This is a genomic window from Halioglobus japonicus, assembly GCF_001983995.1.
Taxonomy (GTDB): Bacteria; Pseudomonadota; Gammaproteobacteria; order Pseudomonadales; family Halieaceae; genus Halioglobus; species Halioglobus japonicus.
Window position 1 is genome coordinate 344,303 of sequence record NZ_CP019450.1, and the last position, 24,858, is coordinate 369,160.

21 protein-coding genes are annotated in these 24,858 nt (G+C 57.7%); 9 read left to right on the top strand and 12 right to left on the bottom strand.

Annotated features, from left to right (window positions below):
• Window positions 1-330 precede the first annotated feature (330 nt).
• Window positions 331-1,626 (top strand): cytochrome P450, encoded by a 1,296-nt coding sequence (locus BST95_RS01615; RefSeq protein WP_102106429.1) that lies wholly within the window; start codon window positions 331-333, stop codon window positions 1,624-1,626.
• Window positions 1,627-1,657: 31 nt separating this feature from the next.
• Window positions 1,658-1,978 (top strand): 2Fe-2S iron-sulfur cluster-binding protein, encoded by a 321-nt coding sequence (locus tag BST95_RS01620; protein ID WP_066053540.1) that lies wholly within the window; start codon window positions 1,658-1,660, stop codon window positions 1,976-1,978.
• Between the two features lie 78 nt (window positions 1,979-2,056).
• Here the strand turns inward: BST95_RS01620 and tatA are convergent, their stop codons facing one another.
• The 3 genes from tatA to BST95_RS01635 all read right to left on the bottom strand — a co-directional run bounded on the left by tatA (window position 2,057) and on the right by BST95_RS01635 (window position 5,204).
• Complete coding sequence (gene tatA, locus BST95_RS01625; RefSeq protein WP_066053537.1) at window positions 2,057-2,284, bottom strand: twin-arginine translocase TatA/TatE family subunit; 228 nt, start codon at window positions 2,282-2,284, stop codon at window positions 2,057-2,059.
• Window positions 2,285-2,292: 8 nt separating this feature from the next.
• The gene (locus tag BST95_RS01630) at window positions 2,293-4,170 is read right to left on the bottom strand and encodes a PhoX family protein (protein WP_084197878.1); all 1,878 of its coding nucleotides are present in this window, start codon (window positions 4,168-4,170) and stop codon (window positions 2,293-2,295) included.
• 179 nt (window positions 4,171-4,349) lie between these two features.
• On the bottom strand, window positions 4,350-5,204 hold the full coding sequence (locus BST95_RS01635) for an SDR family oxidoreductase (RefSeq protein ID WP_084201020.1): 855 nt from the start codon (window positions 5,202-5,204) through the stop codon (window positions 4,350-4,352).
• Between the two features lie 232 nt (window positions 5,205-5,436).
• On the opposite strand from BST95_RS01635, the gene BST95_RS01640 reads away from it, so the two are divergent.
• Window positions 5,437-6,873: an MFS transporter gene (locus tag BST95_RS01640; protein WP_082850021.1), complete on the top strand. Its 1,437-nt coding sequence runs from the start codon at window positions 5,437-5,439 to the stop codon at window positions 6,871-6,873.
• Here the strand turns inward: BST95_RS01640 and BST95_RS01645 are convergent.
• The gene (locus BST95_RS01645; RefSeq protein WP_084197879.1) at window positions 6,857-7,597 is read right to left on the bottom strand and encodes a DUF547 domain-containing protein; all 741 of its coding nucleotides are present in this window, start codon (window positions 7,595-7,597) and stop codon (window positions 6,857-6,859) included. The genes BST95_RS01640 and BST95_RS01645 overlap by 17 nt on opposite strands.
• Before the next feature lie 48 nt (window positions 7,598-7,645).
• Here BST95_RS01645 and BST95_RS01650 point away from each other — a divergent pair, with 48 nt between their 5' ends.
• Window positions 7,646-8,083: a DUF1499 domain-containing protein gene (locus BST95_RS01650; protein WP_084197880.1), complete on the top strand. Its 438-nt coding sequence runs from the start codon at window positions 7,646-7,648 to the stop codon at window positions 8,081-8,083.
• Entirely contained in the window at window positions 8,080-8,397 is a 318-nt protein-coding gene (locus BST95_RS01655) for a hypothetical protein (RefSeq protein WP_084197881.1), read from the top strand. Before BST95_RS01650 ends, BST95_RS01655 begins: the two co-directional genes overlap by 4 nt.
• Here BST95_RS01655 and BST95_RS01660 read toward each other — a convergent pair.
• From BST95_RS01660 to BST95_RS01680, 5 genes are all read right to left on the bottom strand, one after another.
• The gene (locus BST95_RS01660; protein ID WP_084197882.1) at window positions 8,394-9,854 is read right to left on the bottom strand and encodes an FAD-binding domain-containing protein; all 1,461 of its coding nucleotides are present in this window, start codon (window positions 9,852-9,854) and stop codon (window positions 8,394-8,396) included. The genes BST95_RS01655 and BST95_RS01660 overlap by 4 nt on opposite strands.
• Complete coding sequence (locus tag BST95_RS01665) at window positions 9,851-10,765, bottom strand: GIY-YIG nuclease family protein (RefSeq protein WP_084197883.1); 915 nt, start codon at window positions 10,763-10,765, stop codon at window positions 9,851-9,853. The genes BST95_RS01660 and BST95_RS01665 overlap by 4 nt, the downstream gene beginning before the upstream one ends.
• On the bottom strand, window positions 10,762-11,592 hold the full coding sequence (gene nei / locus BST95_RS01670) for an endonuclease VIII (protein WP_084197884.1): 831 nt from the start codon (window positions 11,590-11,592) through the stop codon (window positions 10,762-10,764). Before nei ends, BST95_RS01665 begins: the two co-directional genes overlap by 4 nt.
• 120 nt (window positions 11,593-11,712) lie before the next feature.
• Window positions 11,713-12,936: a saccharopine dehydrogenase family protein gene (locus BST95_RS01675; RefSeq protein WP_308428325.1), complete on the bottom strand. Its 1,224-nt coding sequence runs from the start codon at window positions 12,934-12,936 to the stop codon at window positions 11,713-11,715.
• A gap of 28 nt (window positions 12,937-12,964) precedes the next feature.
• Window positions 12,965-14,218 (bottom strand): MFS transporter, encoded by a 1,254-nt coding sequence (locus tag BST95_RS01680; protein ID WP_084197886.1) that lies wholly within the window; start codon window positions 14,216-14,218, stop codon window positions 12,965-12,967.
• A gap of 107 nt (window positions 14,219-14,325) precedes the next feature.
• On the opposite strand from BST95_RS01680, the gene BST95_RS01685 reads away from it, so the two are divergent.
• Entirely contained in the window at window positions 14,326-14,793 is a 468-nt protein-coding gene (locus tag BST95_RS01685; protein WP_084197887.1) for a DM13 domain-containing protein, read from the top strand.
• A 5-nt stretch (window positions 14,794-14,798) separates the two neighbouring features.
• Here the strand turns inward: BST95_RS01685 and BST95_RS01690 are convergent, their stop codons facing one another.
• On the bottom strand, window positions 14,799-15,311 hold the full coding sequence (locus BST95_RS01690) for a DUF427 domain-containing protein (protein ID WP_084197888.1): 513 nt from the start codon (window positions 15,309-15,311) through the stop codon (window positions 14,799-14,801).
• A 202-nt stretch (window positions 15,312-15,513) separates the two neighbouring features.
• Between BST95_RS01690 and BST95_RS01695 the strand changes: the two genes are divergently transcribed.
• From BST95_RS01695 to BST95_RS01705, 3 genes are all read left to right on the top strand, one after another.
• Entirely contained in the window at window positions 15,514-17,439 is a 1,926-nt protein-coding gene (locus tag BST95_RS01695) for a flavin-containing monooxygenase (RefSeq protein ID WP_084197889.1), read from the top strand.
• A 71-nt stretch (window positions 17,440-17,510) separates the two neighbouring features.
• The gene (locus BST95_RS01700; RefSeq protein ID WP_084197891.1) at window positions 17,511-18,899 is read left to right on the top strand and encodes a hypothetical protein; all 1,389 of its coding nucleotides are present in this window, start codon (window positions 17,511-17,513) and stop codon (window positions 18,897-18,899) included.
• Window positions 18,892-19,797: a metallophosphoesterase family protein gene (locus BST95_RS01705; RefSeq protein ID WP_169843823.1), complete on the top strand. Its 906-nt coding sequence runs from the start codon at window positions 18,892-18,894 to the stop codon at window positions 19,795-19,797. The genes BST95_RS01700 and BST95_RS01705 overlap by 8 nt, the downstream gene beginning before the upstream one ends.
• A 492-nt stretch (window positions 19,798-20,289) precedes the next feature.
• Here BST95_RS01705 and BST95_RS01710 read toward each other — a convergent pair whose 3' ends face one another.
• Both BST95_RS01710 and BST95_RS01715 read right to left on the bottom strand, forming a co-directional pair.
• The gene (locus tag BST95_RS01710) at window positions 20,290-22,323 is read right to left on the bottom strand and encodes a VCBS domain-containing protein (protein ID WP_157114440.1); all 2,034 of its coding nucleotides are present in this window, start codon (window positions 22,321-22,323) and stop codon (window positions 20,290-20,292) included.
• 89 nt (window positions 22,324-22,412) lie between these two features.
• On the bottom strand, window positions 22,413-24,785 hold the full coding sequence (locus BST95_RS01715) for a retention module-containing protein (protein ID WP_084197894.1): 2,373 nt from the start codon (window positions 24,783-24,785) through the stop codon (window positions 22,413-22,415).
• Window positions 24,786-24,858: the final 73 nt, after the last annotated feature.

Consider the following 24,858-nt stretch of genomic DNA (forward strand, 5'->3'; position numbering starts at 1 on the left):
TATACCACCGCCTGTAATGGCTCAGACTCTCAGGGCTGGATAATCACACCCCAGTAATTACCAACCGAGTAGCGTCCCTTGCTTCCATGAGCCCCGCACCCGCCGGGCGATTGGGGCGCTACGCCACCCGGCCGCTGGCTAAAGACGATGCGACAGTAAAATACGTCACCCCCCTCAAAGCCGCGCGAATCTTCACCTGACAACAGCTGCCCATCTGTAGCCCAAAACGACTTCCAGCTCATGATGCCGAAGCCTGTTCCCGACAAACTAAACTGTTGTATAGTCTGTTGCCAATAATGTTAACGATGACAACAAACGAGGCTGATGATCATGGATAACGCCGCAGATCAGAACGTTGAAGCCAACCCGGAAGAGTTTTACCGCTCCCCCACCACCACGCCGGAGGCCGACCCCTGGGCGCTGGCTCTGGAAGATATCGACCTTGCCACAGGCTCAATATTCCAGGCCCAGAAACACCACGAATACTTCAAACGCTTGCGCCAGGAAAACCCGGTCCACTATCACGACAAGAACCCGGAGATTGGCCCCTACTGGTCACTCACACGCTATGAAGACATCATGGCTGTGGACAGCGACTTCGAACGGTTTTCCTCCGAGCCCTCCATTGCCTTGTACGATGAAGTGCTGGGCGAGGAACGGGCACCCATGTTCATTGCCATGGATCCGCCAAAGCACAATGAGCAGCGCGGTGCGGTCACACCCGCGGTAGGGCCTGTCAGGCTCAAGGACCTCGACAAACTGATTCGCGAACGCACGGTGGAAGTACTCGATGAATTGCCTGTTGGCACCCCCTTTAACTGGGTGGACAAGGTCTCTATCGAACTGACTACGCGTATGCTCGCAACCTTGTTCGACTTCCCCTTCGAGGACCGTCGCAAACTCACCTATTGGTCTGAAGTGATCACTACCCCGCCTATTCTTATGGGCCTTACAATTGAAGAGCGACTAAACCATCTCGGTGAATGTCTGCAGACCTTTACTTCCTTGTTCCATGAACGTAAGTTCGAAGGCAATGAAAGCCAGGACTTCATTTCACTGCTGGCAAACAACCCGGCCACAGCCGACATGAATGGCGTCGAGCTATTGGGCAATCTGATGCTGCTCATCGTGGGTGGGAATGACACCACCCGCAACTCCATGTCAGCGGGTGTAATGTTTATGCATGACAACCCGGCGGAGTTCCAGAAGGTGAAGGACAATGAGGCACTGATCCCCTCAGCCGTATCTGAGATCATTCGCTACCAGACGCCACTGTCCTACATGCGCAGAACCGCCAAGGAAGACGTGGAGATCGGCGGCAAGCAGATCAAGAAGGGCGACAAGATTGCCATGTGGTATGCGTCGGGCAACCGCGACGAATCGTTCTTTGAAGACGCCGACAAATTTATTATCGATCGGGCCAATGTCCGCCGCCATATGGCGTTTGGGTTTGGCATTCACCGCTGCATGGGTAACCGTGTGGCCGAAGCCCAGTTGCGCATCGTATGGGAAGAGATCCTCAAGCGCTTCGAAAGGCTGGAAGTGGTCGGCGAACCGGAGCGCGTCGAACACAGCTTCGTTCACGGCATTAAGGACATGCAGGTCATCGCACACCCGAGGCAATGAAAAACTCGCTGATACACCAAGGAGACAAGTAATGGCTAAAATCTACGTCACTGACGCCAGTGGTACGGACCAGGTGGTCGATGCGTCCAATGGCGATTCCCTCATGAATGCTCTCCTGGAAGCGGGTGTCGATGGCATGCTCGCCGATTGTGGCGGCGGCTGTGCCTGCGCCACATGCCACTGCTATATCGAAGGCGACGGCATGAGCCTCGTGGGCGAAGTCAATGCTATCGAAAACGTGATGCTCGATTCAGCTGCCAGTGAGCGCCGTGAGAATAGTAGACTGTCATGTCAGATTGATATCAGTGATGCGCTCGACGGACTCACAGTGACCGTGGCTGAAAACGGCTAACCGTCCTGCGCCCCTTGAGTATAGCGCTTGCGAGTTATCCTAGGAACGGACAGAACAGCGGGCGATCTTGATTGCGGATTACCCCACCCTTTCCTCGGGCTCCTCATCCCCGACACTTTTTCTAAAGCCCCGAATAGCGCTACCTAGATCGCTACCCAGCGAACCAAGGCGCTTGCTGCCGAACAGCATGATCACAATCATCAAGACGATAAGAAGTTGCCAGACTCCGATACCACTTATACCCATGAAGCTATCTCTTTTTTGGTTGAAAAAAAGGGCACCACCAACGGCGCCCACATCCTTCACTTACCGGCTCAACTGCCAACCACACCGCCACCCTTACGTGTGATCACAATCGTGCTATCCCGTGGAATGGTCACCCCATCCGGCTCTGCGGGGAAATTACTGGCCAATGGATCACCATTGCCAGGATGCTGAGTATTGATAAACATGGTGCGACGATCCGGCGTAGTCGTCAGCCCGGTAATTTCATCACCTGTAACACCGGTGAACAGGCGCTTGATATCGAGATTCTGAGAACCGCCCTCGTCGTACACACTGCACACCAGCATCTGGTTGTTCAGGCCCTTCATCTGCCCGCCATCAGTCTGGATGAACATGCGGCCGCCCGGATCCACCCACAGGCCATCGGGATCGCTGAAGGTGCGCTCGTCGCCCTCGGCATGGGTGTCCTGGGCAATGGAGAAGATATCCCAGGTGAAGCGCTTACCCACATGCTGGCCTTTGTCACGCCAGCGAATGATATGACCATCTTCGTTAGGCGTTAGCGGGTTAGCTGGATTGGGCTCTTCCCGGCGACTGTTGTTGGTAAGCGTGCAATAGACATCACCATTCGGTGCCACGGTGGTCCACTCGGGCCGATCCATAGGTGTGGCGCCTAACAAGTCGGCGGCCACCCTCGCGTAGGTTAATACTTCGGCTTGGCTGTTGAAGCGCGCTGCCAGCACCGGATCGTTAATCGTCAACCACAGCCATTCACCAGTGCCATCTTCGTTGAACCTGGCGACATACAGGCGACCCTGATCGAGAGGGCTGAGTCCTTCTGCCCGCATCTCCTGCCAGTTGCGGGCGGAGACAAACTTATAGATGTAGTCAAAACGCTGGTCGTCGCCCATGTACGCCACAATACGTCCGTCTTTGCCTTCAACAATCGCTACGCCTTCGTGCTTGAAGCGACCCAGTGCAGTACGTTTCACCGGAGGCTGGTCCGGCGCCATGGGATCAATCTCTACGACCCAACCAAAGCGGTTGTCTTCATTGGGGTGTTCAGCGCTACCCAGGTCGAAGCGTCGGTCCGTCGTGTGGGTTTCCCAGCCGTAGCCAAAGCCCTCGGGAGAAAAGCCGTAACGTTCCTGTTCTTCAGTGGGTGTCCAACTGCCCTGGCTGTCGCCAAAGTATCCGTTGAAGTTCTCTTCACAGGTCAGGTAGGTACCCCAGGGCGTGAAACCACTGGAGCAATTATTGACTGTGCCTTTTGCGCCAGATTCGGGAGCCAGCAAAGGCGTGCCTCGCGCCGGGCCTGAGAATAGTACCGGTGTATTCGGCGTAATCCGGCGGTTGTAAGGGCTATCCACAACCACTTTCCAGCCCTGCATGCTGCGACGGATATGCACCATAGCCACTCCGTGGGCCGCTTGTGACAGGCGGATGTCTTCATCGTCTTCTGGCGCTGACTTGCCCAGTACGTGGCTATTGCGACCAAACTCATGGTTAATGGCAAGAATCCCTTCCTTGTTCTTGCCGTCAAATGGGAAGAAGTGCATGCCATCATGACCCACACCCACCATGCGCTCCTGGTCTGCCGCGCTGGGGCGAGTGTTGGGGTCTCCAGTGTACTCTGCAATCCCGGACTGCAGGGGCGTACCCCAGGGAATCAGCACCTGATACTCGTAGTCACTGCTGATCGAAGGCATGGGTCCCGAGCCTTCACTCACCGGCACCGGCGAAAAGTTGATTCTGCCTTTCCGCAGCCGCGTCTCTCCCACATTCCGCGATCCAAGCCCATTATTCTGGGTCAGTGTCAGGGTTTGACCCAGACTGGGCGCGATAAAGGTCGCAGCCGCCAGCCCAACCGTACCAGTGAGAAATGAACGTCGAGATGAAGCCGCCTGTACGACTTCAGCGAATGTGCGGTTACCCGAAGAATTGCAACTGTCTTCATCGTGGCTCATGAAGTTTCTCCCTACTTTTCATTGATAATGTGAGCAGAGCCATGGCGCCGGCGCGGTCATTGCCTGCCAGTCATCACAGCGAGAGAACAGCGTAGAAGCTGCACATGTCGTTACGGTGACGCTTAGGTGTCTATCCAGTGACAATTTGGTTTCACGCCACGCGCAGAGCGCGAGACTGCTTAGGGATAGCGAAAATCTGTTGCCGTCTCGCTAAACGCCCACAGCTGCTCTGCAGTGGCGTCATCAAGCACCCATGACTTGGGCTTCACCTGTTTGCAGTTGGAAAAGTAACGGCCGCTGACATCTACGACGGCATCACTCTCGCACAAGTATATGGACGTCTCTGCGCCTCGATCAGGGCTGCGAAAGAAGGGCTTTAGCAGCGCGGGCAACCAATGTGAGAAGAAGCCTTCGTTTTGGGTACCCAGAGACGTTGCCACTGCGCCGGGATGCAGGCAATTCACCGTAATGGTGGTATCTGCCAGACGTTTCGCCAGGCTCCGGGTAAAGAGAACGTTAGCGCCTTTCGAACGACCGTACTCGCGAAAGGTTTTATAGCCTCGCTCGGCCTGCATATCATCGAAACCCATACCGCTAACGAAACGATGTGCATCGGAGGCTACGTTCACGATGCGGGCCGCGCGACTTTGCGCCATTCGCGGCAATAGCAAGCCCGTCAACAGAAACGGCGCCAGGTGGTTAACCGCCAGCGTCTCCTCATAATCGTCGGTAGTAACCCTACGCTCGGTGTTCACCACACCGGCATTATTGAGCAGAATATCCAGCGGCTGCTCCAGCGCCAGGCATTGCTCTGCGGCGCGGCGAACACTGTCCAGATCCGCCATATTCATAATGACAATCTCAGGCCTAAGGCCGCTGGTAGCAACGATTTCTCTGGCCAGTTCATCACCTTTTTCGGCATTGCGGCAGAACAAAACCAGCGATGCACCTCTGGCGGCGAGTTGTAATGCACAGCTTCTGCCAATGCCTGCTGTGGGGCCGGTGATGGCAATATGGCGTCCTTGTACTGTCATGGTGTAACCACCCTCAAAATTGTTCTTGCTTTGCGACACGCGCTGCGTTTGCGCGAGTTGCCTTCGAGTATGGCAAAAGTCCCGCTCAGGCTCCACGCGAACAGCGTTTTCCGAGCACCGCTAATGACCGGAAGCTGGCCAATACCAAGGCCGATCCTGCACTGGCCTTAGCAGCCCTGATCTGTTTTTATAGTGCGCAACTAAAAATAACAGTGGATACTTTCAACTGCCAATGCTCACTCCCCGGACAAGGCTGCTCTATGGCGTTGGTGGCGGCATTTATGCGGTCAAGGAAGCAGCCTACGGCATTTTCATCCTGTTGTTTTACACCCAGGTCCTCGGTCTATCCGGGTTCGTCACGGGGTTCATCATCGCCCTCAGCCTGGTGTGGGATGGCATTTCAGACCCGCTGATTGGCGGATGGTCAGACAGGCTGCGCAGCCGCTATGGCCGGCGCCACCCATTCATGGTGTATAGCACGGTACCGATTGCCATCGGATTTATCGGGCTGTTCTCACCTCCGGCAACCGTTGTGGCATCATCCAGCTTACTCGCCTGCTGGCTGCTGTTCTGGTCGCTGTGGGTTCGCACCTTTATCACCGCGTTCTCGATTCCACACCTCGCCTTAAGCGCAGAGCTAACCCACGATTACCACGAGCGCAGTCAATTGATGAGTATGCGCCTTGGGTTTATGTTTCTTGTCACCCTGTTTCTGCCAGCCGCTGGCTTTGTGTTTATCTTCGGGGCAGAACCAGAAGTTGATGGCCGATTTATCGCCCAGAGTTATCCCTGGTATGGCCTGATGTCCGCAGCGGTCGCGGTTATGCTGGCGGCTGTGACGATCATGGGTACGCGGGAGCACATGAGTCAACCCAACACAGAGGGTGAGGACTATGGCCTGCCGAGGCTGCAGGATTATCTCACCGACGTTCTACAGACATTACGCAACAAGACGTTTCGCACCCTGATTGCCTACGACGTGGCAGCGTCTATCGGTTGGGGTTGTGCTGCCACATTGAACATCCTCGTAGGCACCTACGTGTTTGAATTCAGTTCCGACGACATGGCTATTATTCTCGCCGTCCCAAGTTTGATTGCCGTGTTGCTGGTGTGGCTTTCAATCAAGCCTATCAGTGCGCGCTGGCAGAAGCCGGAGATCATGCGTTATGCCCTCTGGGCCCTGCTATTCAACAGCCTGTGGCTACTGCCACTCAAACTGGCGGGCGCCCTGCCAGAGAACGACAGTCCCGTCATTCTTGCACTGAACATCATCAACCTCACAGTGCTCATGTTCTTCTTTTTACTGCGTATCACCAGTGCCATGTCGATCGTCGCCGACATTTCCGACCAGCATGAACTGGAACAGGGCGGCAGACGCGAGGGCGGTTTTTTCTCGGTCATCACCTTCACCAACAAGGTATCATCACTGGTGGGCCCCCTCTACGGTGGTATCGTGCTGGATGTGATAGGCCTCAACCAGCAGGACCTGCCAGGCAACGTTGCCGAACCAGTGCTGGCGGGCCTGATGATTTCAGTACTATTGGTCGTGATTCCCACGCTCTTGATTGCGCTTTTCTACGCCTACAAGATCAGCTTCAGCCGCGAGCAGGTGGACGCTATTCAAGCGGACCTGCAGTACAGCAAGTCGGGCTCTATAGCTCGCCATTGAGGCTCCAGTCGTAGTCCAGGTATTCAACCTTCAACTTTTTCTCGCGCAATAGCGGGGCGAAATCGCCTTCGACATAAGGCGCAACGTAGGCCTGCACTGACCCCGCCGCTGTGACGAAGTCCTCTTCGAACCATTTGAAGATACTACTGAGTTCAGCGCGGCCCTCATCGGGCCAGAACTTGTTGCGTGCTTCGTCGTTGATAAATTGTCGGGCCGCGCTGTCGAGCTGCTGATCAAGCGCTTGTACGGTGTAGGCCTCTGACTGCAGGATAGGACAGGACATGCTGGCGCAAACGATAGCGAAATGAATCCGCGGCTCACCGAGTGGGAGAATCCTGTCATGCTCTAGCGCGTGAAGACTCAACGGTTCGCCCGCAACCGTGTACTTGTCGCGCTTGAAGTACAGGTAGCGCCCCCAGAGCGTGGCAGGTGAACGACCATCAAGAATGCCCCTGGCGGCGAGAATGTTGTAGGTATTGATGTAGAAAACGAGCTTCTCATCTCGCGTCATCTCGCTGACGTCAGCAGCGGCAATCTCCTCTACTAGCGCATCAAAACGAGCATTGTTGTCCCACTGACTGTACCGCACATAGCCATTGTTGACGGCCTCTCCCAGCAACTCGTTCCAACTGCCCACGTCCAACTGCGCCAACGCGGAATAAGGCAAGACGAAAAGCACCAGGATGAGGCGCGTGGCGATTTTCTTCAGACAGATTTTGGACATAACAGGGCCTCGATACACCTTTTCCTGCAGCGCAGGTACATTAACCGTATGGGAAACATTTACTTAACACTGGCTTTGACCGCGCTATTGCTTACAGGTTGCACCAGTCCTCCTGAAAAACCGCCACCGGGCACCTCTCTGCCACCCTGTGGGCCGCTCCCGAACTGCGTAAACACAGAAAGCAGCGCAGGCGATCAGGCGATCGAGCCGCTTCAGGCCAGCTTCACTCAGTGGCAGGCGTTAAAAGCATGGCTGGCCTCACAGCAAAACTGGACCATTACTGCAGACGATGGCGACCTTGTTCAAGCAGTAGCAACCACCCCCGTCATGCGCTATCGCGACGATGTCCTGCTCAGGTACGATGCCGCCCGCAACGTTGTTCACGTGCGCTCCTCCTCGCGCCTGGGTATTGGCGATATGGGGGCCAATTACGCCCGGGTAGAGCAGTTGCGCAAGCAGCTAGCGTCGACCCCGAGTCAGCCTTGAACGGTAACGCAGTCACGCAGTTCCGGCGAGCCGGACGTCGGGGCCGCTGCCCCTGTTGCGCGCGCGAGCTTCCACTGACATTTCATCACCTGATCCCGCGCAAGCTCCACCGGCGCAAGCACTATCAGCGACACTACGACAAAGCGACCCTCGCTAAGGGGATTTATGTCTGTCGTGACTGCCATGACGGCATCCACAGGGCCTACTCGGAAATGGAGTTGGCAAAAGGCCTGGCGACGCCAGAGGCACTGCTGTCCGACCCGGAGCTGGCTCGCCACTTTGCGTGGGTGTCCCGGCAGCGCCGTCGCAGCTAACCGGTTAGCGGTCGCCGCTCGACGTGGCGATCGAGGATACGCGCTGCCTCTGAACTGACGTGTGGATTGTCGCGCATAGCCCACAGTCGATCCCGGGCCTGTCGGTACGTCAGGCGGTGGTCAACAACGGGCTCTGGATATTCCGCCAGTTCCAGCATGCGCTCCATTGGCGTCGCCTCACTGGGGTCATGCAGCAGATGCAGCGGGACGTCACGCAACTCGGGCAACCAGCGGCGAATAAAGCGCCCATTGGGATCATGTTCCTGCGACTGCTTTACCGGATTGTAGATTCGGATCGTGTTTGTCCCTGTGACCCCGGCTTGCATCTGCAGTTGGGCATAGTGAATGCCGGGTTCGAAATCGAGGAACAGCGACGCCAGGTGAGCCGCAGCATCCTGCCACGGCTGCCATAGGTGATGGCAGAAAAAACTGACCAACATGGCTCGCATGCGAAAGTTGGTGTGGCCGGTTGCCTGCAGGCAGCGCATGTTGGCATCCACTATGGGGAAGCCGGTGCGCCCCTCACGCCACGCAGCTTGCAACTCAGCATCGGGCGGCCGGAGCATATCCCGGTAACCCCGGTTAACGTCTTCGTACTCCATACGGCATTCCATCTCGAACTTTTGAATGAAATGGCAATGCCAATGCAAGCGCGATTCGAAGGCCGCCATCGATCGGTCCCATCCGTAGCGCTGTCGATTGGCTTCCAGGCTCTGGTAAACCTGTCGTATGGATAGATTGCCCCATGCAAGATAGGGAGAGAGCCTTGAACAATGTTCCCGGCTCGCTGTTGGACTGGACACATTGCCTTCATAGTCGCGCCCACGGTCACTGAAAAAAGACTGCATGCAGGCATCTGCGGCATCGGGACCGCCTGGCTGGAACTCAGCATCTTCCGTCACCCAACTCGCGGGGGGGCTGCGTAGCAAGAGTGCCACCAAGGGCCCGTCACGACGCCAGGGCTGGGGCTGCAAGTGTTCAAGGTTCGGCTGTATCTGGGGCGAGTTCATCAGTTCGCGCCAACGCCTGTTCCAGCCTCGCCGGTCGCGGCGCCCCCGCTGGATACCGTTGGTTGCCGTTTCCTGCCATGTAGCACCTACTGCTTTGAGGTAAGTGGCAACGGCCTTGTCTCGTTGAAAGGTTATCTCAAGGCCCGTCTCTTCGTGGCTGTATACGGCGGCCACGCCAAATTGCTCGTGCAGCAATCGAAACACCGACAGAGGATTAGCGCTGAACACGTGAACTCGCGCACCGAAACATCGTAACGACGCATTGATGTCGCGCAGGGACTCGCCGACAAACCGCCAGTGCCGCGATGAGTAGCGGGGGTCATTGACAAGTTCGGGCTCAAAGCAATACATCAGGAAGACCGGCCGGCCTGCAGCAATCGCATTCGTCAGTGGCGCGTGGTCGCGCAACCGCAAATCGCGCTTGAACCAGACCACGGAAATACTCATGGAATCAGCTCGCCTGTTGGCCAATCCACCGCTTTCATTGACTCAAGATCCAGCAGGTCACATTCGCCCCGGCCAAGCGTCGCCCGCAGAATACGATGGGTATCACGGTCGAACATCGTGCCTCCCGCTCCGTCGACTGCCCTCGCCGCTTCGGGTGACGCATAGGTGCCGAGATACATCCAGTTGTGCAGCAAATGGTATTCCTGCGCAGGCTGGTGCATATCCGGTTTTTCGGCCAACTCGCGCAGCAGCACCGGGGTCGTGATTGGCCATGCACTGAGGCGCCGGGATGCCAGAGCGCTCTGGAGCCGCGCGTTGTGAGCATCAGGCGCTTCGCCCCCCACACAGGCGCCCTGGCAGCGTCCAATCTGGCGCTGGAAACACGGCCCCTTGCCGCGCTCGAGCCCAAGCACTCCGGGACAGAGCTGCTCTGACCTGGCGAGCTTATCCATGGCCTGGCGGGCGTGATAGCGGCTCCTGTACGAACCGTAGGCTGCACGAACGTCCAGGCCTTCCAGACTGAAGCTCTCAAGCTCAGGCTGCAGGAACCCCGCGGCATTGGCAGTTAGCACGATCGACCAGAGCCTGCGGACGGAGCGCTGGCGCCGATTGTAGAGGGGTATTTCACGTTTAATGGCCGCATTCTCAAGTAGCAACGCCCCGGCCTCACCGGCCGTGGGGCGAAAGTCGATGCGCCGGGTGCCATGCAACATTCGCTTCTGCCGCTCAGTCTGGCTGGAGCTGGCGTAGTGGGAGCGAATGCGACTGCGCATATCAATGCTCTTACCCACGTAGAGCACCTGGCCCTCACCATCGAGAAATCGATATACGCCGGGACATCGCGGGGGCGCTTCCACGTATTCATCTCCCAGCGAGTACTGCGGCTTGCATGCCGACTGCGCCAGCGTCATCCAGCATCCCTCGGCTGACAGCCGGGACAGGTGTAGAGGCGCCGACTGCCCACTTCCTCGCGGCGAATCTCGCTGCCACAGCGATAGCAGGGATAATCAGCGCGCCCGAACACGTAAAACCGTCTCCACTCACGCGTCAATCCCTGGCGCTGCAGCGAGTTCGACAGCTGCGGCGCCAGTGTGATTCCACCGGTGTCGTAGCTGCGTCGGCTAATATCCAAGGTGCTCCTGGCCAGCCTGCCGCGTTCACCGCGGGTCAGGTCTGCCGCGGTGCGCTTCGGGTCCAGGCCGGCATCGAACAGAATTTCGGAGCGCAGGTAATTGCCATTTCCCGCCAGAAAGACCTGGTCCAGGTAGAGAACTGACAGCGACTTACCAGCGAATCTGGCATCCTCCAGCCGCGCCGCCACGGCCCGCCAGGTGAGACGGCGGTCCATAATATCGGGTCCCAGTTTTTGCAGAAACGGATGTTCGGACAGCTCTTCCGTTGGCCAAACACTGATATCAGATGCACTGTAGAGAATTGCGCTGTGGTCGGCAGTCTGCAGCAGGAGGCGCATTGAACGAGTGGTGTTGGGGAGTTTCTTGCCCTCGACCACCTGCCATACGCCATACAGCTGGTTGTGCGAATAAATGCTGTAGCCGTGATCGAAATGTGTGAGCATCGCCTTGCCCCGGGTCTCTACATCCACCACCTTTTGGCCGCGTAGCTGGCGCGCGTATTTCCGCAGGCGTGGCAGGCCGAATCGCACGGTGTCGACCACTTCGCCGACAAGCACGTCGCCTATAGCGTCGGCCGCGCGCCGTATTTCCGGGCCCTCGGGCATGATCCTCTCCCTGCGCTGGCGCAATAATTAGACAGTTGCTGAAGATACGTCCAGGTATTGGCCACTGACCAGACAACGCCCCCAATTGAGGTCGACAGAGTCTGGTCTAGTGGCAAGAGATCAGGGTACGTCTGCCACCCGCTCGAAGGTCAGGCCGGCGCTCTCCTGCAGGCGCTGAATAAGTACACTTCCCATAGCTGAGGCCGGCGTCCAGAAACCACCCTCGCAGTCCAGGTCGTCACGGGCCAAACATATTGCGGCCTCCGCCAGCATCTTGGACGTGGAGCCGTAGCCCGGATCCCGGTCGCCGGTGACGCGAGCCACCATGTCGGCACTGCGATCAGTGGGGTGGACACCGTACAAGTAAATATCGAAGAACCCCTTCTCGCGCTGCTCCTTGCTGGGCCCCTCTCCCGGGGCAGGCAGGAAGCGCCTGGCAATGGCCCGCAGAGGCGCAATGGCCAGCGATGCGGTCCCCGCCGTCATCGCCAGCCCGGCGAGTTTTGACGTCACCGCTCCCTGTCGGGCAGGGGCGAGCATCGATTCGGAGTAACTAAAGTCTTCGCCCCATGCGAAATCGAGCAGGGCATTGCTGCGCCGCACGACACGGGTATTAATACCAGCCATAACAAAAGGCAGTGTCCAGCGCTGAAAGTCGTCATCGTAAAGTGCGCTGGTCTGATCATTGCCATCCGGCCCCCGCGGCGCCCCCTCGGGCAACAACGCATAGGGGTCAGCTACCACTTCGCGCACCTTCCGGTCCTTTCCCGCGGTCTCCATGATATTGATCATGCTGGCAACCGTGCCGCCACTGAACGCGCCACTGAAGCGATCAACCATGAGTTTCACTCGCTTGGCTGGCACACCATGTTCCGCCAGCATGGCCTCCTGTAGAAACAGCGTACCCAGGTCTGAGGGAATACTGTCGAAGCCGCAGGTATGCACGATGCGCGCACCGCTGTCCCGGGCGTCAGACTCGTGTCGCCGGATCATGTCTCGCATCCAGGGCACTTCCCCTGTGAGATCACAGTAATGCGTGCCCGCGGCGACGCAGGCGGCCACCAACTCACTGCCGTACAACGCATAGGGGCCCACCGTGGTACAGACTACCGATGCCGAGGCGACCATAGATGCCAGGGCATTGGAATCGCGGCTATCGGCAACAACAATCGGGGTATCTGGGGCATCGATGGCGTTAGCGATCTCACGCAGTTTGTCTTCATTGCGGCCGGCTATGGCCCACACCAGGTCTTCGCCATTGCCGTAGACCTCCTGCAGGTACTCCGCCACCAGCCGTCCCGTGAAGCCGCTGGCGCCGTATAGAATGATGTCGTAATCGCGCACAATAATTCTCCTTATAGCGATGGGCTTGTTACGCAGGGTTGCCGCGGTTGTCTCTCTCCGGCTGACCGATCAAATATAAGACCGCTGTCGCGACAGCGCACACCAGGGCAAAACCCGGCAATACCACCGGGAATGACAGCCAGTCTACGAGGCCGCCCATGGCCATTGCGCCCACGGCAGGAGCACCCATGGCAACCATAGTCCACAAGCTGAGCACCCGCCCCCGGTAACTGTCGTCGACCACAAGCTGCGCCAGCGCCTGGCTGGACGTGCCGGCCATGGTTGCCGCCATGCTCAGCAACCCGACCAGCCCCGCGGCCACTTGCAAGTCACCCGCTCCGGCCAAGGCCAGCACCAACAATGCACTGACAACAAGGCTCAGTGCCAGCAGGCGCAACAAGCGCCTGTGCCCTCCGCCCTGGCGACTAACCACGAGGCCGCCGATGATGGAACCTGCGCCTGCAGCCGCCGTCAGGGTAGCCAATGTTGCAGAGTCGCCCTGCAGCAATACCCCGGACACCGCCGGCAGCAGTTCGATCACGGTACGGCCCAACAGTGCGTTGATAAGTGTGAAACCAAACACCAACCTGATCATTTCGTGACCGGCGGTGTAACGCAGACCAGCGCGCAGCTGCTGCCGGAAACCTATATCCTGCGGGCGCTGTCTTAGCGGGGGTGCGACCCGGGTGTCCCACAGCGACGGCATTGCCACCAGCATCAAGCCGGCGGCACAGCCATAGGCCCACGCGGAGGACGTCTGGGTCAAAATCCAGGCGCCCAGCGCCGGCCCGAGAATACGCGAGGTATTGAAGACCATTGCCGAATAGCCAATGGCGCTGGGCAGCGATTGCCGGGGCACCAACAGAGGCACCAAGGCAAGGCGTATCGGTGTATGCGCCGATGTGGTGACGCCCAGGGCTGCGGCCAGTACCAGCAGCGCGGAGAGATTGAACAGGTCGGCGGCAACAAGCACCCCCGCGATACCCGAAAAGAGCGCATGCAGCGCAATGGTCAGCAGCAGGCCATTGCGTGGATTGATACGGTCAGTAACGATGCCAAATAGCGGTGATAACACCAGCGCCGGCGCCAGAGTCAGTCCCGCCACAACGCCCACCCAGGTCGCTGATTCCGTCAGCTCCCAGGCACTCCATCCCAACAGGAAGCGCAGCAGCCAACTCCCCAGCGTCGAAAAGACAGCGGAAGGAAAGTAATGGCGATAGGTTGCAGAGGCGAATGCAGAGCGGTGTGCGAGTTCGCCTGAGCCCCGCGGGGGAGTCGGCATTCGCACACCCTAGCGCCATCGCGTCAAAGGTCAAGCGCGCCGGGCCCTGTTTCGCGCACCGAGGCCGCGACAGGTATATAGTGTAGGGGTAAACGGAGGACTCGCCCATGCGCGCACTATTACTTGTTGCTTCCCACATTGCAGTGGCCATCTTCGGCTTTATGGCGGGGATTTTCGCACTCCCGATTCTTATGGCCCCGGATGCACCACAGGCAGAGACCGTTGCCGCTGCCCAGGTAGGCGCTACCTATACAGGTGAATTTCGACGTGACCTTAAAGACAGTGACTTCCTGCACTGGGGCGAAGGCGTGATCTCAGTCGGCCCCGATGCCATTACCCTGCTGGGGCAACTGGCGCCGGGGCCGGCATACAAACTCTATTTATCGCCCGAATTCGTCGAAACAGAGACGGGGTTTGAAGCCATCAGGTCGAGCATGGTGCAGGTAGGCCCGGTGGACACCTTCGAAAACTTTATCGTCCCGGTCGGCGCAGACATTGATCTGGAACGCTACAACACCGTCATCATCTGGTGCGAATCCTTCAGCCAGTTTATTACCGCAGCACGTTATCGCTGACCTCTCTACCAGTGCCCGGTGCCCGGCCCGCCTTTCACCGGCCCGGTAATAGTGCTGGTCACCCAGCCGCCATAGAACTCACCCGGCTGAGGCTGCACCCGCTCCCCGTCCACAAAGCAGGCAATCCGCCCGGGGTAACATGACAGAAAGCCATCGATGGCGGCGAAGCGTTCCGACGGACCTTCATAGCTCCAGGCCACAGGCACCTTCTTCGAATCGTAGGCCAGCGCCCAATAAGTGGCCGCCCCCTTCCACTCGCAGAACGAGCGATCTGCCGTTTTTACCAGCAGAGACCAATCCACAGCGTCGGGCGGCAGGTAGTAAGTGGGCGGACTGGCGGTTTCCAGAACCCGCCGTGACTGGCGCGTGCTGACCAGCATCGCGGCGCCGAGTTGGACCTCCACCAGGCTGTCGCAGGCCACCACTTCAGGGGGACGCGGGTAATCCCACACCGACTCTTGCCCGGGGCCGGGCTCCTCAGCGAATGACGGCCGCTCACTACCTGTGTACTTCCACATACCTGCTTCTCCTGCTCCTACGCCACAACGGGACATGACTTTTCATCGCGGGGTGTCGAAAGCGGCCTGTCACAATCAAAGTAAGTATAGAAGTCGGCTACGGCTTGTCGAGGTGCTCAGGCAGGCATCGCGAATAAGTCCAAGCTGGCCCCTACCCTTGCCAGCAATGTCTATACTCAGTCACAAGTACTAGGGAATAGGCATGGACTGGAACGTAGACCTTAATAAGATCAGCGATGCACAACTGCAGGCGGCACTTGCTGTAGCCAATATTCCGGCGCTGATGGCCACGATGACGCACCTCACGAATGATTGCAGCCACCTGCGCGGTGATATACAGCCGCTGGTCATTCCATTGGCAGAAGAGGAGGACGGACTAACAGAGGCAGCGCGCCAGACCGCCCGCCTGCTGGCATTTGACATACTCAGGGCATACCGCGACAGGGGCTGTCCGGAACTTGTCACGCCAAGCGATGCAATAATTGAAAAGGCCATGCACTACACCACCGGCCATACCATTCCCGATGAGCAACTGCCGCTAATGCGCGAGGAACTCAATTTGTTCGGGGAGGACCGGCGTCGCGTACATATCCCTGCAACCTCAGTGCCCGACGGCTATCGGGTGTTGATTATTGGTGCCGGCATGTCCGGAATACTGGCCGCCATCCGCCTACAGGAGGCAGGCATAGACTACCTCATCGTGGACAAAAATCCGGCGTTTGGCGGCACGTGGTACGAGAACACCTACCCGGGTTGCCAGGTCGATTCTGCGAATCATCTTTACAACTACTTGTTCGCGCCCAACCCTGAGTGGCCCGCGCACTTTTCCAGCCAGGCCTCATTGCTCCAATACTTTCAGAACGTTGTCAGCACCTTCGGTCTCAGCGCGCGAGCGCGCCTGGCAACGCGAGTGGATAGTCTCGCATACGACGAGCACTGTCACGGCTGGAAAGCAACACTGGTAGGCAACGACGGCCTCGAGCACGAGGAACAGTTCAACTCGGTGATCAGCGCAGTCGGCCAATTGAACAAACCGGCCATGCCGGACATCCCGGGGATCGATTCCTTCCAGGGCACCAGCTTCCACTCCGCGCGCTGGGAGCATCAGCACGATCTCACCGGCAAGCATGTGGCCGTGATAGGTACCGGTTGCAGCGCCACCCAATTTATTCCGGAAATTGCAGAGTCCACCGGGGAGCTGCTGGTTTTCCAGCGCACCCCAAACTGGCTGCTACCGATGGAGAACTACCATGAGCCCATGGAACCAGGGCTGCTGTGGTGCCTGCGCAACATCCCTTTCTATGATCGCTGGTACCGGTTTTTCCTGTTCCGTGCACGAGCTATGGATGGCCCACTGCCATTCCTTTACAGCGAACCCGGCTGGGCGGGGGAACCGCAATCGGTGGGCAGCGCTAACGCCATGCTGCGGGAGGGCATGGAGGCCTATATTCGCGAACAGGCCGGTGATGACACTGCGCTGGCCGATGCCTTGGTGCCCGACTATCCACCCGGCGGCAAGCGCCCGATTCTGGATGACGGCACCTGGATCAGCACCCTGAAAAGAGACGATGTCACGCTGGTCACCGAAGGCATCGAAGCTGTCACACCCGAGGGTATTAGAACGAACGACGGTACTGTGCATGCATGCGATGTGATCATCTACGGCACCGGCTTCAATGCCCATGATTTCCTGTCCACACTCGACGTCAAAGGTAAAGAGGGATGTGACCTGCACCAGCGCTGGAATGGCGATGCCCGTGCCTACAAAAGTGTCACGATTCCCGAGTTCCCCAATCTGTATCTGCTCTATGGCCCCAACAGCAACATCGTCGTTGGCGCCAGTATCGTGTTTTTCAGCGAATGCGAGATGCGCTACATCATGGGCTGCCTGAAGATGCAGTTTGAGCAGGGCCTGGCCAGCCTGGAAGTCCGCCCGGAGCGTTTCCAGCAATACAACCAGTGGGTGGATGAGCTCAACTTGCAACGGGCCTGGGGTTCACAGTCTGTCGGCAGCTGGTATAAGAACGCCACTGGCAGGGTATCGCAGAACTGGCCGGGCACACATTTTCAGTGGTGGGAGCAAACTCGCGGGCCCTCTGCTGATGACTTTGTGGTTACGAAGGCTTAACGGATGCCGCTCCCTACCTACACGCTCTTAAGAAGGAAATTACCATTTAGTGATTGGGAGGACGCCGGGCGATGACAGCTCGCTACCAAGTCAGCCGGAATAGCTGCGCCATCCTGCTGCTGGTTCTGCAGGTTATGATCGGCGTGAATACTGTTCATGCCAACAACTCAGTTTGCCGAGTTGTCCCGCTGTTACCCGGTACACCCGACGATCCGACTAAAGCACAGACCAGCCGCTCTTACTGCGAGATAGATTTCTCACAACCATCGGTCGCGGTCTGCCCTAAAAACTGGAGCACCAGTGCAGCCATGCTGGTGTACGATCTTTCTGGAACGGCCTGGGAGGGTCGCAACACTGCCTTTGAAGCAGAGATCTGCCCAGAGGGAAAACACGCTCGCGGCAGAGCAAAACGTGAGCTTGCTGTGTTCAAGCACAGCATGAACTTTCGTGACACCAGCGGCACTTATGCGCCGGCGATTCTGCTCTACGATCACTTCAGCCGCTGGTTAGGCACTGTTGTGCAGGTGCCAGCAGCGGCCGAGCTTCGCTTTGACAAAGCATGGTATGCACAACGCGTTGTGGCCCCAGGCTTAGCGCTGGCCGAGAAGCACCCGTCACGCCAAATGTTGCTCGCTGCCTGGCAGCACCTCCAGCAAGATGTGACTTCCAGAGATGACGTCAGCGAATTTACTCTCCGCCAGCCACCTGCCATCTGGGGTACAGCGCTACTATTCACTGGCAGCCGCTACGGTGCGGAAATCAACGGCACCCGGGAATCGGGCTGGGGCAAAGGGCAGAATTTAGATTTCCAGCAGACCGCACCGTTTCTGGCATTGCGACATCCTGAGAAGCTAATGCTTGCTGTAGATGCAGGCATAGCACAGGCTAGAGCCAATCCTGTCATGTCCGAGGCTGTGGCCGGCGACATCAGCCGCACTCAGGTCGCCTGGTGGATGCTGGAGCTGCTCGATATCATCATCCTCGATTACCTGCTGGGCCAACAGGACCGGGTTGGCAACATTGATTACCAGTGGCGCTGGCTTTGGCTGCAGGACAAAACCATGCACAGTGAAGCGGCCAATGGCTCGGCACCTCCCGTTTCCAATGCTGTGCGCCTACGCACCACTTGGCTAAACGACAATGACGCCGGCGTGCGTGCTGGCTATGCCAACTACGCCCGCACAACAGATATGCTCAAGAACCTCCGGCATTTCAATCCTGTCCGCTACCAGCGCCTGAAAGCACTCGCGCGCGAGCTCGAAACACAGGGCCCGATGTATCAGGCTTTACTGGATAATTATCACCTGTCCAAACGTGAGGTGCTCAACATAAGCACGCGCGCAGATGAAATTGCTCGCATCATCACTGCAGATTGCAAAGCTGGTAAGTATCGCTTTGATCTGACGCCGGGCAATGTTCTTGAGCAGCGCAACACTGCAACGGAGATTGCCTGTGATTAAGTGGGTGGTGCCGCTGTTCCTGTGGCTCAGCGTAACCGCACATGCAGAGCCACTGGTGTTTATGGCTGATCTCAATGGTCGTTATGGCAGTGTTGACTATCACCCTCGCATTACAGAAGCGGTCAGCAAAGCAATTGAGATGCGACCTGCAGCGGTCGTTATTGCCGGCGACATGATCGCCGGCCAAGCCCGCCCGCCGCTGACAGCAGCACAACTGCAGAGAATGTGGGCCAGCTTTGATCGGACGGTTCACCGCCCACTGCGGGATGCTGGCATCCCGGTACTCGCAGTACCCGGTAATCACGATGCCTCGATTTATCCGAGCTTCGCTCTCGAGCGCGATGAGTTTGAATCTTACTGGCAGCGCTATGAGCCAGGCGCGCTGCATGGGGAGTCGAACTTTCCCTGGTACTTCGCACTCGATGCAGGCGCGTTTCGGCTTGTGGGGCTAGATGTGACCGCGCCGGGACCATTGCCAGCGGCCCAGGAGACGTTTCTCCGACAACAGCGAGTGGCGGCCCAAAATGAACAACAAACACTGGTGGTGATCACCCACTTACCGCGCTACCCACTGGCTGAGGGCAGGGAGACAGAAACATTTGAAGCATCTTCGCCCGGCACCGGCGAGATCTGGGTTTCGGGCCATCACCATGCGTTTTTCGACGGTGTTACATCGGCAGGCGTCAGGCATATTGGTGTTCCCGCGCTGGGCGGCAATCGGCGCCTCTGGCTGGGGACCCACCATAAGAGCCCGTTTGGTTTCGTTACCATAGCGGCGGATGGGGCCACTGAACTGCGACCTTGGCCTGGCTATACAGCCAGCAGTAAGCACTTCGGTCCCAAAAATATCGGACCACTGCGCAATACTGCGCAGACAACGCCAACACTTGCTCCCTGATCTTGTCCTCGGCGGTTCGTGGCGATCGGCACTCAGAACCAAAGTTGGCCATGGCTAGGCTAGGCTAGGCGAAGCCTCGCCAAACGAGCGACGGTGATCAGAGAGATTACCGGATATTTTTTACCTCTATTCTGGGTGTTGAGCGCCACCTCCGACATCGATAATCATGCGGCCAAAAGTATAGAAGTGCGACACCCGATCCGGTCAGAGCTGACGTGCTATGTTGGTTAGACCTGATAACGTGCCACCTAGAACGAATCTATGAGCCTATGAAAAGAGCGCCTGAGAGTTCAGCAAGTCTGTTTTCTTTGCCCTACTCACTGTTTTTGGTCGTTGTGGCAGCCTGGCTTCCTCCGCCAGCACCCCTGTCGTCTTTGACTGCTCCGATGAGATAGGTCCAGTACCCGGACTCTCATTTGCGGCCATTATCACGCTCTGTCTGGCCATGCTTGGCTGTGTAGTGCGCTTCTACCGCTCGATGCGGTCGTCAGGCTAATAGCTAAAGTCGGTCGCGGCCTCGTCCTGAAGGTTGAGCGCCACTGGCATATCCAGCGCTATCATTGCGGCTTGATGTTCAGCGCCAGATAGCTGCGCAGAATCCACAGGCTGCTCCAGCAGGCCGCTGTGTTCCTCAAATATCGGCAATATAAGCTCATTATCGCCGGAGAGCATGTCATGCACCTCGATGCTAAAGCTGGTGTCGTGCAACGTCGAGGTGGATCCATCCGTATAGCGAATCTCGGACTCACCGAAAATTCTCACATCACCCCCGGCGGCGCTGCCCGCTTCACTACCGTCACTGTAAGTCAGCGCAATAGCATCGACCCCCAGCTCGGATAGAGCAAACAGTTCACCTGCATCGGTGACGCCATTGGAGTTGGCATCCTGCCAGAGGGCAAATTCTTCGAATCGTTCGTCCTCAGCATCCAGAACCCCGTCCTGATTGGAGTCGAATACCTCGGCAATTGCCGCCAGGTCAGTTTCGGCAGTGTCGCTCCACTCGGTGAACACATACTCCTGAGCCGTGTTCACTGTTCCGGAGCCATCTGCGTCGATCACCAGCAGGGCATCTTCCGGTGCCACCCATGCCGTCTGCTTGACCACGCTGGTAGATTCATCCACAAACCTCACACCGGCATCCAGGGCAAGATAGTCGATGCCGTCGTTATCGAGATCGACAACGACAGGTGCGTCGCAATCCTCCGCGGCGTCGATCTGCACCGCCGGCGCTGCGGGGTCTTCCACAATGTCAATCTGCACGGTTGAGGTTGCTGTCGTATCACCATCGCTCACCGTAAAGGTGAATTCCTCCACCGCCGGGCCTGCACCGTGTTCGAGCGGCTGCTCCAGTGTGTAGACATAGGTAGCACTGCCGCTGGCCGGATCATAGGTCTCCACCAATAAGGTGCCGCTGGCACCAGCAATGCTCACGGTGCCGGCCGTCAGCGCAGCCACGCTGACTACCACGCCATTGATGGCGACTGACTCAATGTCGTCCAGGCCATCGGGGTCACCTACCTGAAACGTACCCGACGCCCGGGTGGTTACAGGACCTTCGCCTGAACCGCACTCGAGGCCCGCTTCATAAACGGTGCTGGCGACAATCGAGTAGATGAGGTAGTCGTCGCCACGCCCTGGGGCGGTAAACACGATTTCATCAAACGCCTCGCCATTGTCCGGCGCCAGCGTTATCGCCGGATCGACGCGATCGCTACCGCCACGATGCTCGCCAGTGCCCACTACCTCGCCGTCTCTCAAGAAAGTGAAGGAGGCTCCCTCACGGGGATTCATCCAGGAGAACGATACCTCGGCACCATAGACAGGGGTATCAAAGGATACCACCAGACTCTCGCTCTCTCCCCCGCTCTGCCCAAGCTCCGTATTCGCACCAGACGCTGTTCCAGCAACACCGAAACCCACGGGCTGCCCATTGATGGAAATCGCAGCCGGATCACCGCTCAAATCAAATGCTGACACCAGAAAGTCTTCGTCAGTGTTATTCACATTCGCAGTGGTGATCTCAATGGGGTCATACTCGGCAGTGATTGTCGGCTGGTCGTTGAGAGGATTAATCGTCACCGTGAGCTGAGCGCTGTCAGTGGATCCATCACCATCACTCACGGTATAAGTAAAAACGTCGTAGACAGTTTCTCCGCTGTCGAGGCCGACCAGGTCTGCGGTGAGCGTGTAAGTATATGCACCGTCCGCGCCCAGCGTGAGAAAGCCATACATGCCCTGTAAGCCCACGCCGATAACACCCTGAGTAGTGCCAGTACTATCGCTTTCCTCACCAGTGCGCAGCGCCGTTATCGTAAAACCGGCGCTGTCCGCCCCGGCCACATCCCGTGCGTCGCCATTGCCAGCACCCGTCAGCACATTGCCGCTCTCCGAGGCCTCCGGCAGTGCAGCCAACGCACGGTTGTCGTCGAGCGCTACTGGCTCATCGTCGATAATGCTAATCGTCAGTACATCGTTTACCTGATCGCCATCGAGGTCCACAACCTGTAATTGAAAACTCTCGACCACCTCGGTTCCTGAAGTCGGGCCACTGAGCGTATAACTATATTCGAGTCCGGTGCCGCCCAGGGCAGTGACCGTCAAAACACCGAACTCACCTAAAAAGTCTGGCCAACACCAGTGAGCGCGACAGGTCCACCGCCCCTTTCAATGGACACGATTAACGGGCCGCCATCTCCTGAAAACACCACGCTACCCATGGTCGTCTCAGATGGGTCTGAGTTGTTGTTGCCGTCTTCATCGGCGATTTCACCCGACCCGCCAGGTTCTCCCCCCTGTCCACTGGGCAAGCCTGCCTCATATACTTCGGTACCCGAGGCACCAAGATCAGGTGCACTGATGACCGCGTCACGGTCGCCGATGGTAATAGTGAGCTCAGCATTATCGAAGTCGGCATCGCCGGTCAGTGTGTAGGTGAACTGGTCGGTAACACCACCAGGCGTGTTCTCATTGCGGGTGTACTGGTAGCTGCCGTCCTCATTCATTTCAAGCACGCCATATCTGCCCAACATGGCGAAATCGTAGTCGCCTGAGTAGCCGACTACCGACACACCGGCGATATAGGAAATTGCGGCTCCATCAGCGCTTACCACATCGCTATCGGCGATCACGTTTCCCGACACGGGCCCATAAGCTCCCGGCACCAGGCTGTTCACATCGTCTGCGGCTACAACTACATCATCGACGATGTTGATCACGATGGACGCGGGCTCTGAATAGGTTGAGCCATCATCGCTCACCGCCACCCAGAAGGCATCGGTCACCGGCTGATTTGTATGATTGGCAGGGCCGTCCAAATCGTACTGATAGGAAATGCTACCCGCCTCATAGCCCGTCAAGGTGACCGCACCATACTGGCCTGCGAACGTTACCCAGGTAGTGCTGTCAGTCACATCAAGTGAAGCCAGGACTTCGATTGAAATATGCGTCTGCCCCGCCTCTACCGAGGTATCGCTCACCAGCAGTCCCGTGATGTCTGCCAGACCATCACCGTCCGCTATCGTGATAGTTCCGCCGGTGGTCGTTGAATCCTTACCCTCGGCACTGCCGTTGGGCGACAGTCCCGCTTCGTAAACCTCGGATTGAACACCTTCAATATCCGGAAGATCATCTAGCGGATGAAAAATCACTGTAGGGCTTTCATTAAGCACCCGTACGTTTACCACGGCATCAAGATTAAGCCGCTCAAAATTGCCCCCGATGGCAAAGGCAATACCCAATTCCAGCGTCAATCCCTCAGGCCCCATATCGAGCGCTGCCGGCCCCGGAAAAGTTACCTCACCAACCGTTTCACCGGCCCGGATCAGAATGGTCTCGGCATTCGTCAGGGTCAGGTTCAGGTCGGTTTCCGGCGCATATTCCAGCGTCGCTTGTACGGTGATATCGCCACCTTTGCCAATATCAGCGGCCGATAGTTCGACCTGGGTAGGGTCAATAGTGTCCACCACGTTGAAGGCAACGTAAGCCGGCACCTGCAGTTGTTCGAATACACCCGACGTATATGCAACAACCTCCAGTATCAATGTCATACCATCGACGATAGCGTCGTCATCCTGCACGGGGAATGCGCTGGAGACTACCGGCGTACCTGGCACATAGTCTGTATCGAACAGAAAGGTCGCGCCATTATTGAGCGACACCTCAAAGACCTGCGCGGGCGTAACATCGAGAGTTGCTATCAGCGTCGCATCGCCGGAGCCCTCCACTACAGTGACTGCTGTTATGGACAATGAGCCCGACTGTAACAACGACGACGGTGCGGATGCCTCAGGTTGCGAGGGTGTCTCAGGAGACGCAGGAATATGCTGTATAGGCGACTCCGGCGATGGGTCTGTCCCTGGAACCGAGGGCAGCTCGGGAGCTGACGCGCCAGGATCTTCAGGAGCAACCTCGAGGGGAGGGTTTTCAGACACTGCCGGCGTTTCTGGCTCGTCACCTGATTGCCGGGGCGGATCGAGAACGGGCGAGTTTTCCGGTTCTGGCGTGTCATCAGGTGTCAACTCGATAGCTTCGCCCGCATTACCCACACTATTCAGCGGCGTCTCGGCCTCCGAGTTTGCCGCAACCCCGAAACCTATTTCGTCCAGCTCGAATCCAATGCGATCGACCCGCACGAAAGAGCTCCCGAGGTTACCTGTCACAGCGCCCGCCGCGGGTTCCTCCAACAGATCCATAAGGTCGCCGTCGTAGTTGCTCAGCAATACCTCTAAATCATCGGGTGCATCCTCTCTCGACGACTGAGGCCCTTCAGGCACATGCTGTTCGGTCATAGCGGTAGACACTTCAGCGTCTTGATTCGCTGAGAAGGGAAGATCCCAGGCGCTGAGCTCAACGTTGGCGTCGGGACTTTTGAGCAATTGCTCACCGGCTATCAGGCTGTCACCCTCATTGAGCTCACGAATTTTTCCATCCAATCCGCGGACGAAAACTACGCCCTCCACTTTCGCCACTGTACCAATAATCTGATTCATCGATTCCTCCGGCGCCTGTGAAGGCGGTTCGTATATCGTAAGGAGGATTCTGCAATGGCTATACCAGATGCCT

Bases quoted from the DNA above. Each gene is read 5' to 3' on its own strand.
- BST95_RS01615 (WP_102106429.1), top strand. From the start codon at position 331: ATGGATAACGCCGCAGATCAGAACGTTGAAGCCAACCCGGAAGAGTTT.
- BST95_RS01620 (WP_066053540.1), top strand. From the start codon at position 1,658: ATGGCTAAAATCTACGTCACTGACGCCAGTGGTACGGACCAGGTGGTC.
- BST95_RS01630 (WP_084197878.1), bottom strand. From the start codon at position 4,170: ATGAGCCACGATGAAGACAGTTGCAATTCTTCGGGTAACCGCACATTC.
- BST95_RS01635 (WP_084201020.1), bottom strand. From the start codon at position 5,204: ATGACAGTACAAGGACGCCATATTGCCATCACCGGCCCCACAGCAGGC.
- BST95_RS01640 (WP_082850021.1), top strand. From the start codon at position 5,437: ATGCTCACTCCCCGGACAAGGCTGCTCTATGGCGTTGGTGGCGGCATT.
- BST95_RS01645 (WP_084197879.1), bottom strand. From the start codon at position 7,597: ATGTCCAAAATCTGTCTGAAGAAAATCGCCACGCGCCTCATCCTGGTG.
- BST95_RS01650 (WP_084197880.1), top strand. From the start codon at position 7,646: ATGGGAAACATTTACTTAACACTGGCTTTGACCGCGCTATTGCTTACA.
- BST95_RS01660 (WP_084197882.1), bottom strand. From the start codon at position 9,854: ATGAGTATTTCCGTGGTCTGGTTCAAGCGCGATTTGCGGTTGCGCGAC.
- BST95_RS01665 (WP_084197883.1), bottom strand. From the start codon at position 10,765: ATGACGCTGGCGCAGTCGGCATGCAAGCCGCAGTACTCGCTGGGAGAT.
- nei (WP_084197884.1), bottom strand. From the start codon at position 11,592: ATGCCCGAGGGCCCGGAAATACGGCGCGCGGCCGACGCTATAGGCGAC.
- BST95_RS01680 (WP_084197886.1), bottom strand. From the start codon at position 14,218: ATGCCGACTCCCCCGCGGGGCTCAGGCGAACTCGCACACCGCTCTGCA.
- BST95_RS01685 (WP_084197887.1), top strand. From the start codon at position 14,326: ATGCGCGCACTATTACTTGTTGCTTCCCACATTGCAGTGGCCATCTTC.
- BST95_RS01690 (WP_084197888.1), bottom strand. From the start codon at position 15,311: ATGTGGAAGTACACAGGTAGTGAGCGGCCGTCATTCGCTGAGGAGCCC.
- BST95_RS01695 (WP_084197889.1), top strand. From the start codon at position 15,514: ATGGACTGGAACGTAGACCTTAATAAGATCAGCGATGCACAACTGCAG.
- BST95_RS01700 (WP_084197891.1), top strand. From the start codon at position 17,511: ATGACAGCTCGCTACCAAGTCAGCCGGAATAGCTGCGCCATCCTGCTG.
- BST95_RS01715 (WP_084197894.1), bottom strand. From the start codon at position 24,785: ATGAATCAGATTATTGGTACAGTGGCGAAAGTGGAGGGCGTAGTTTTC.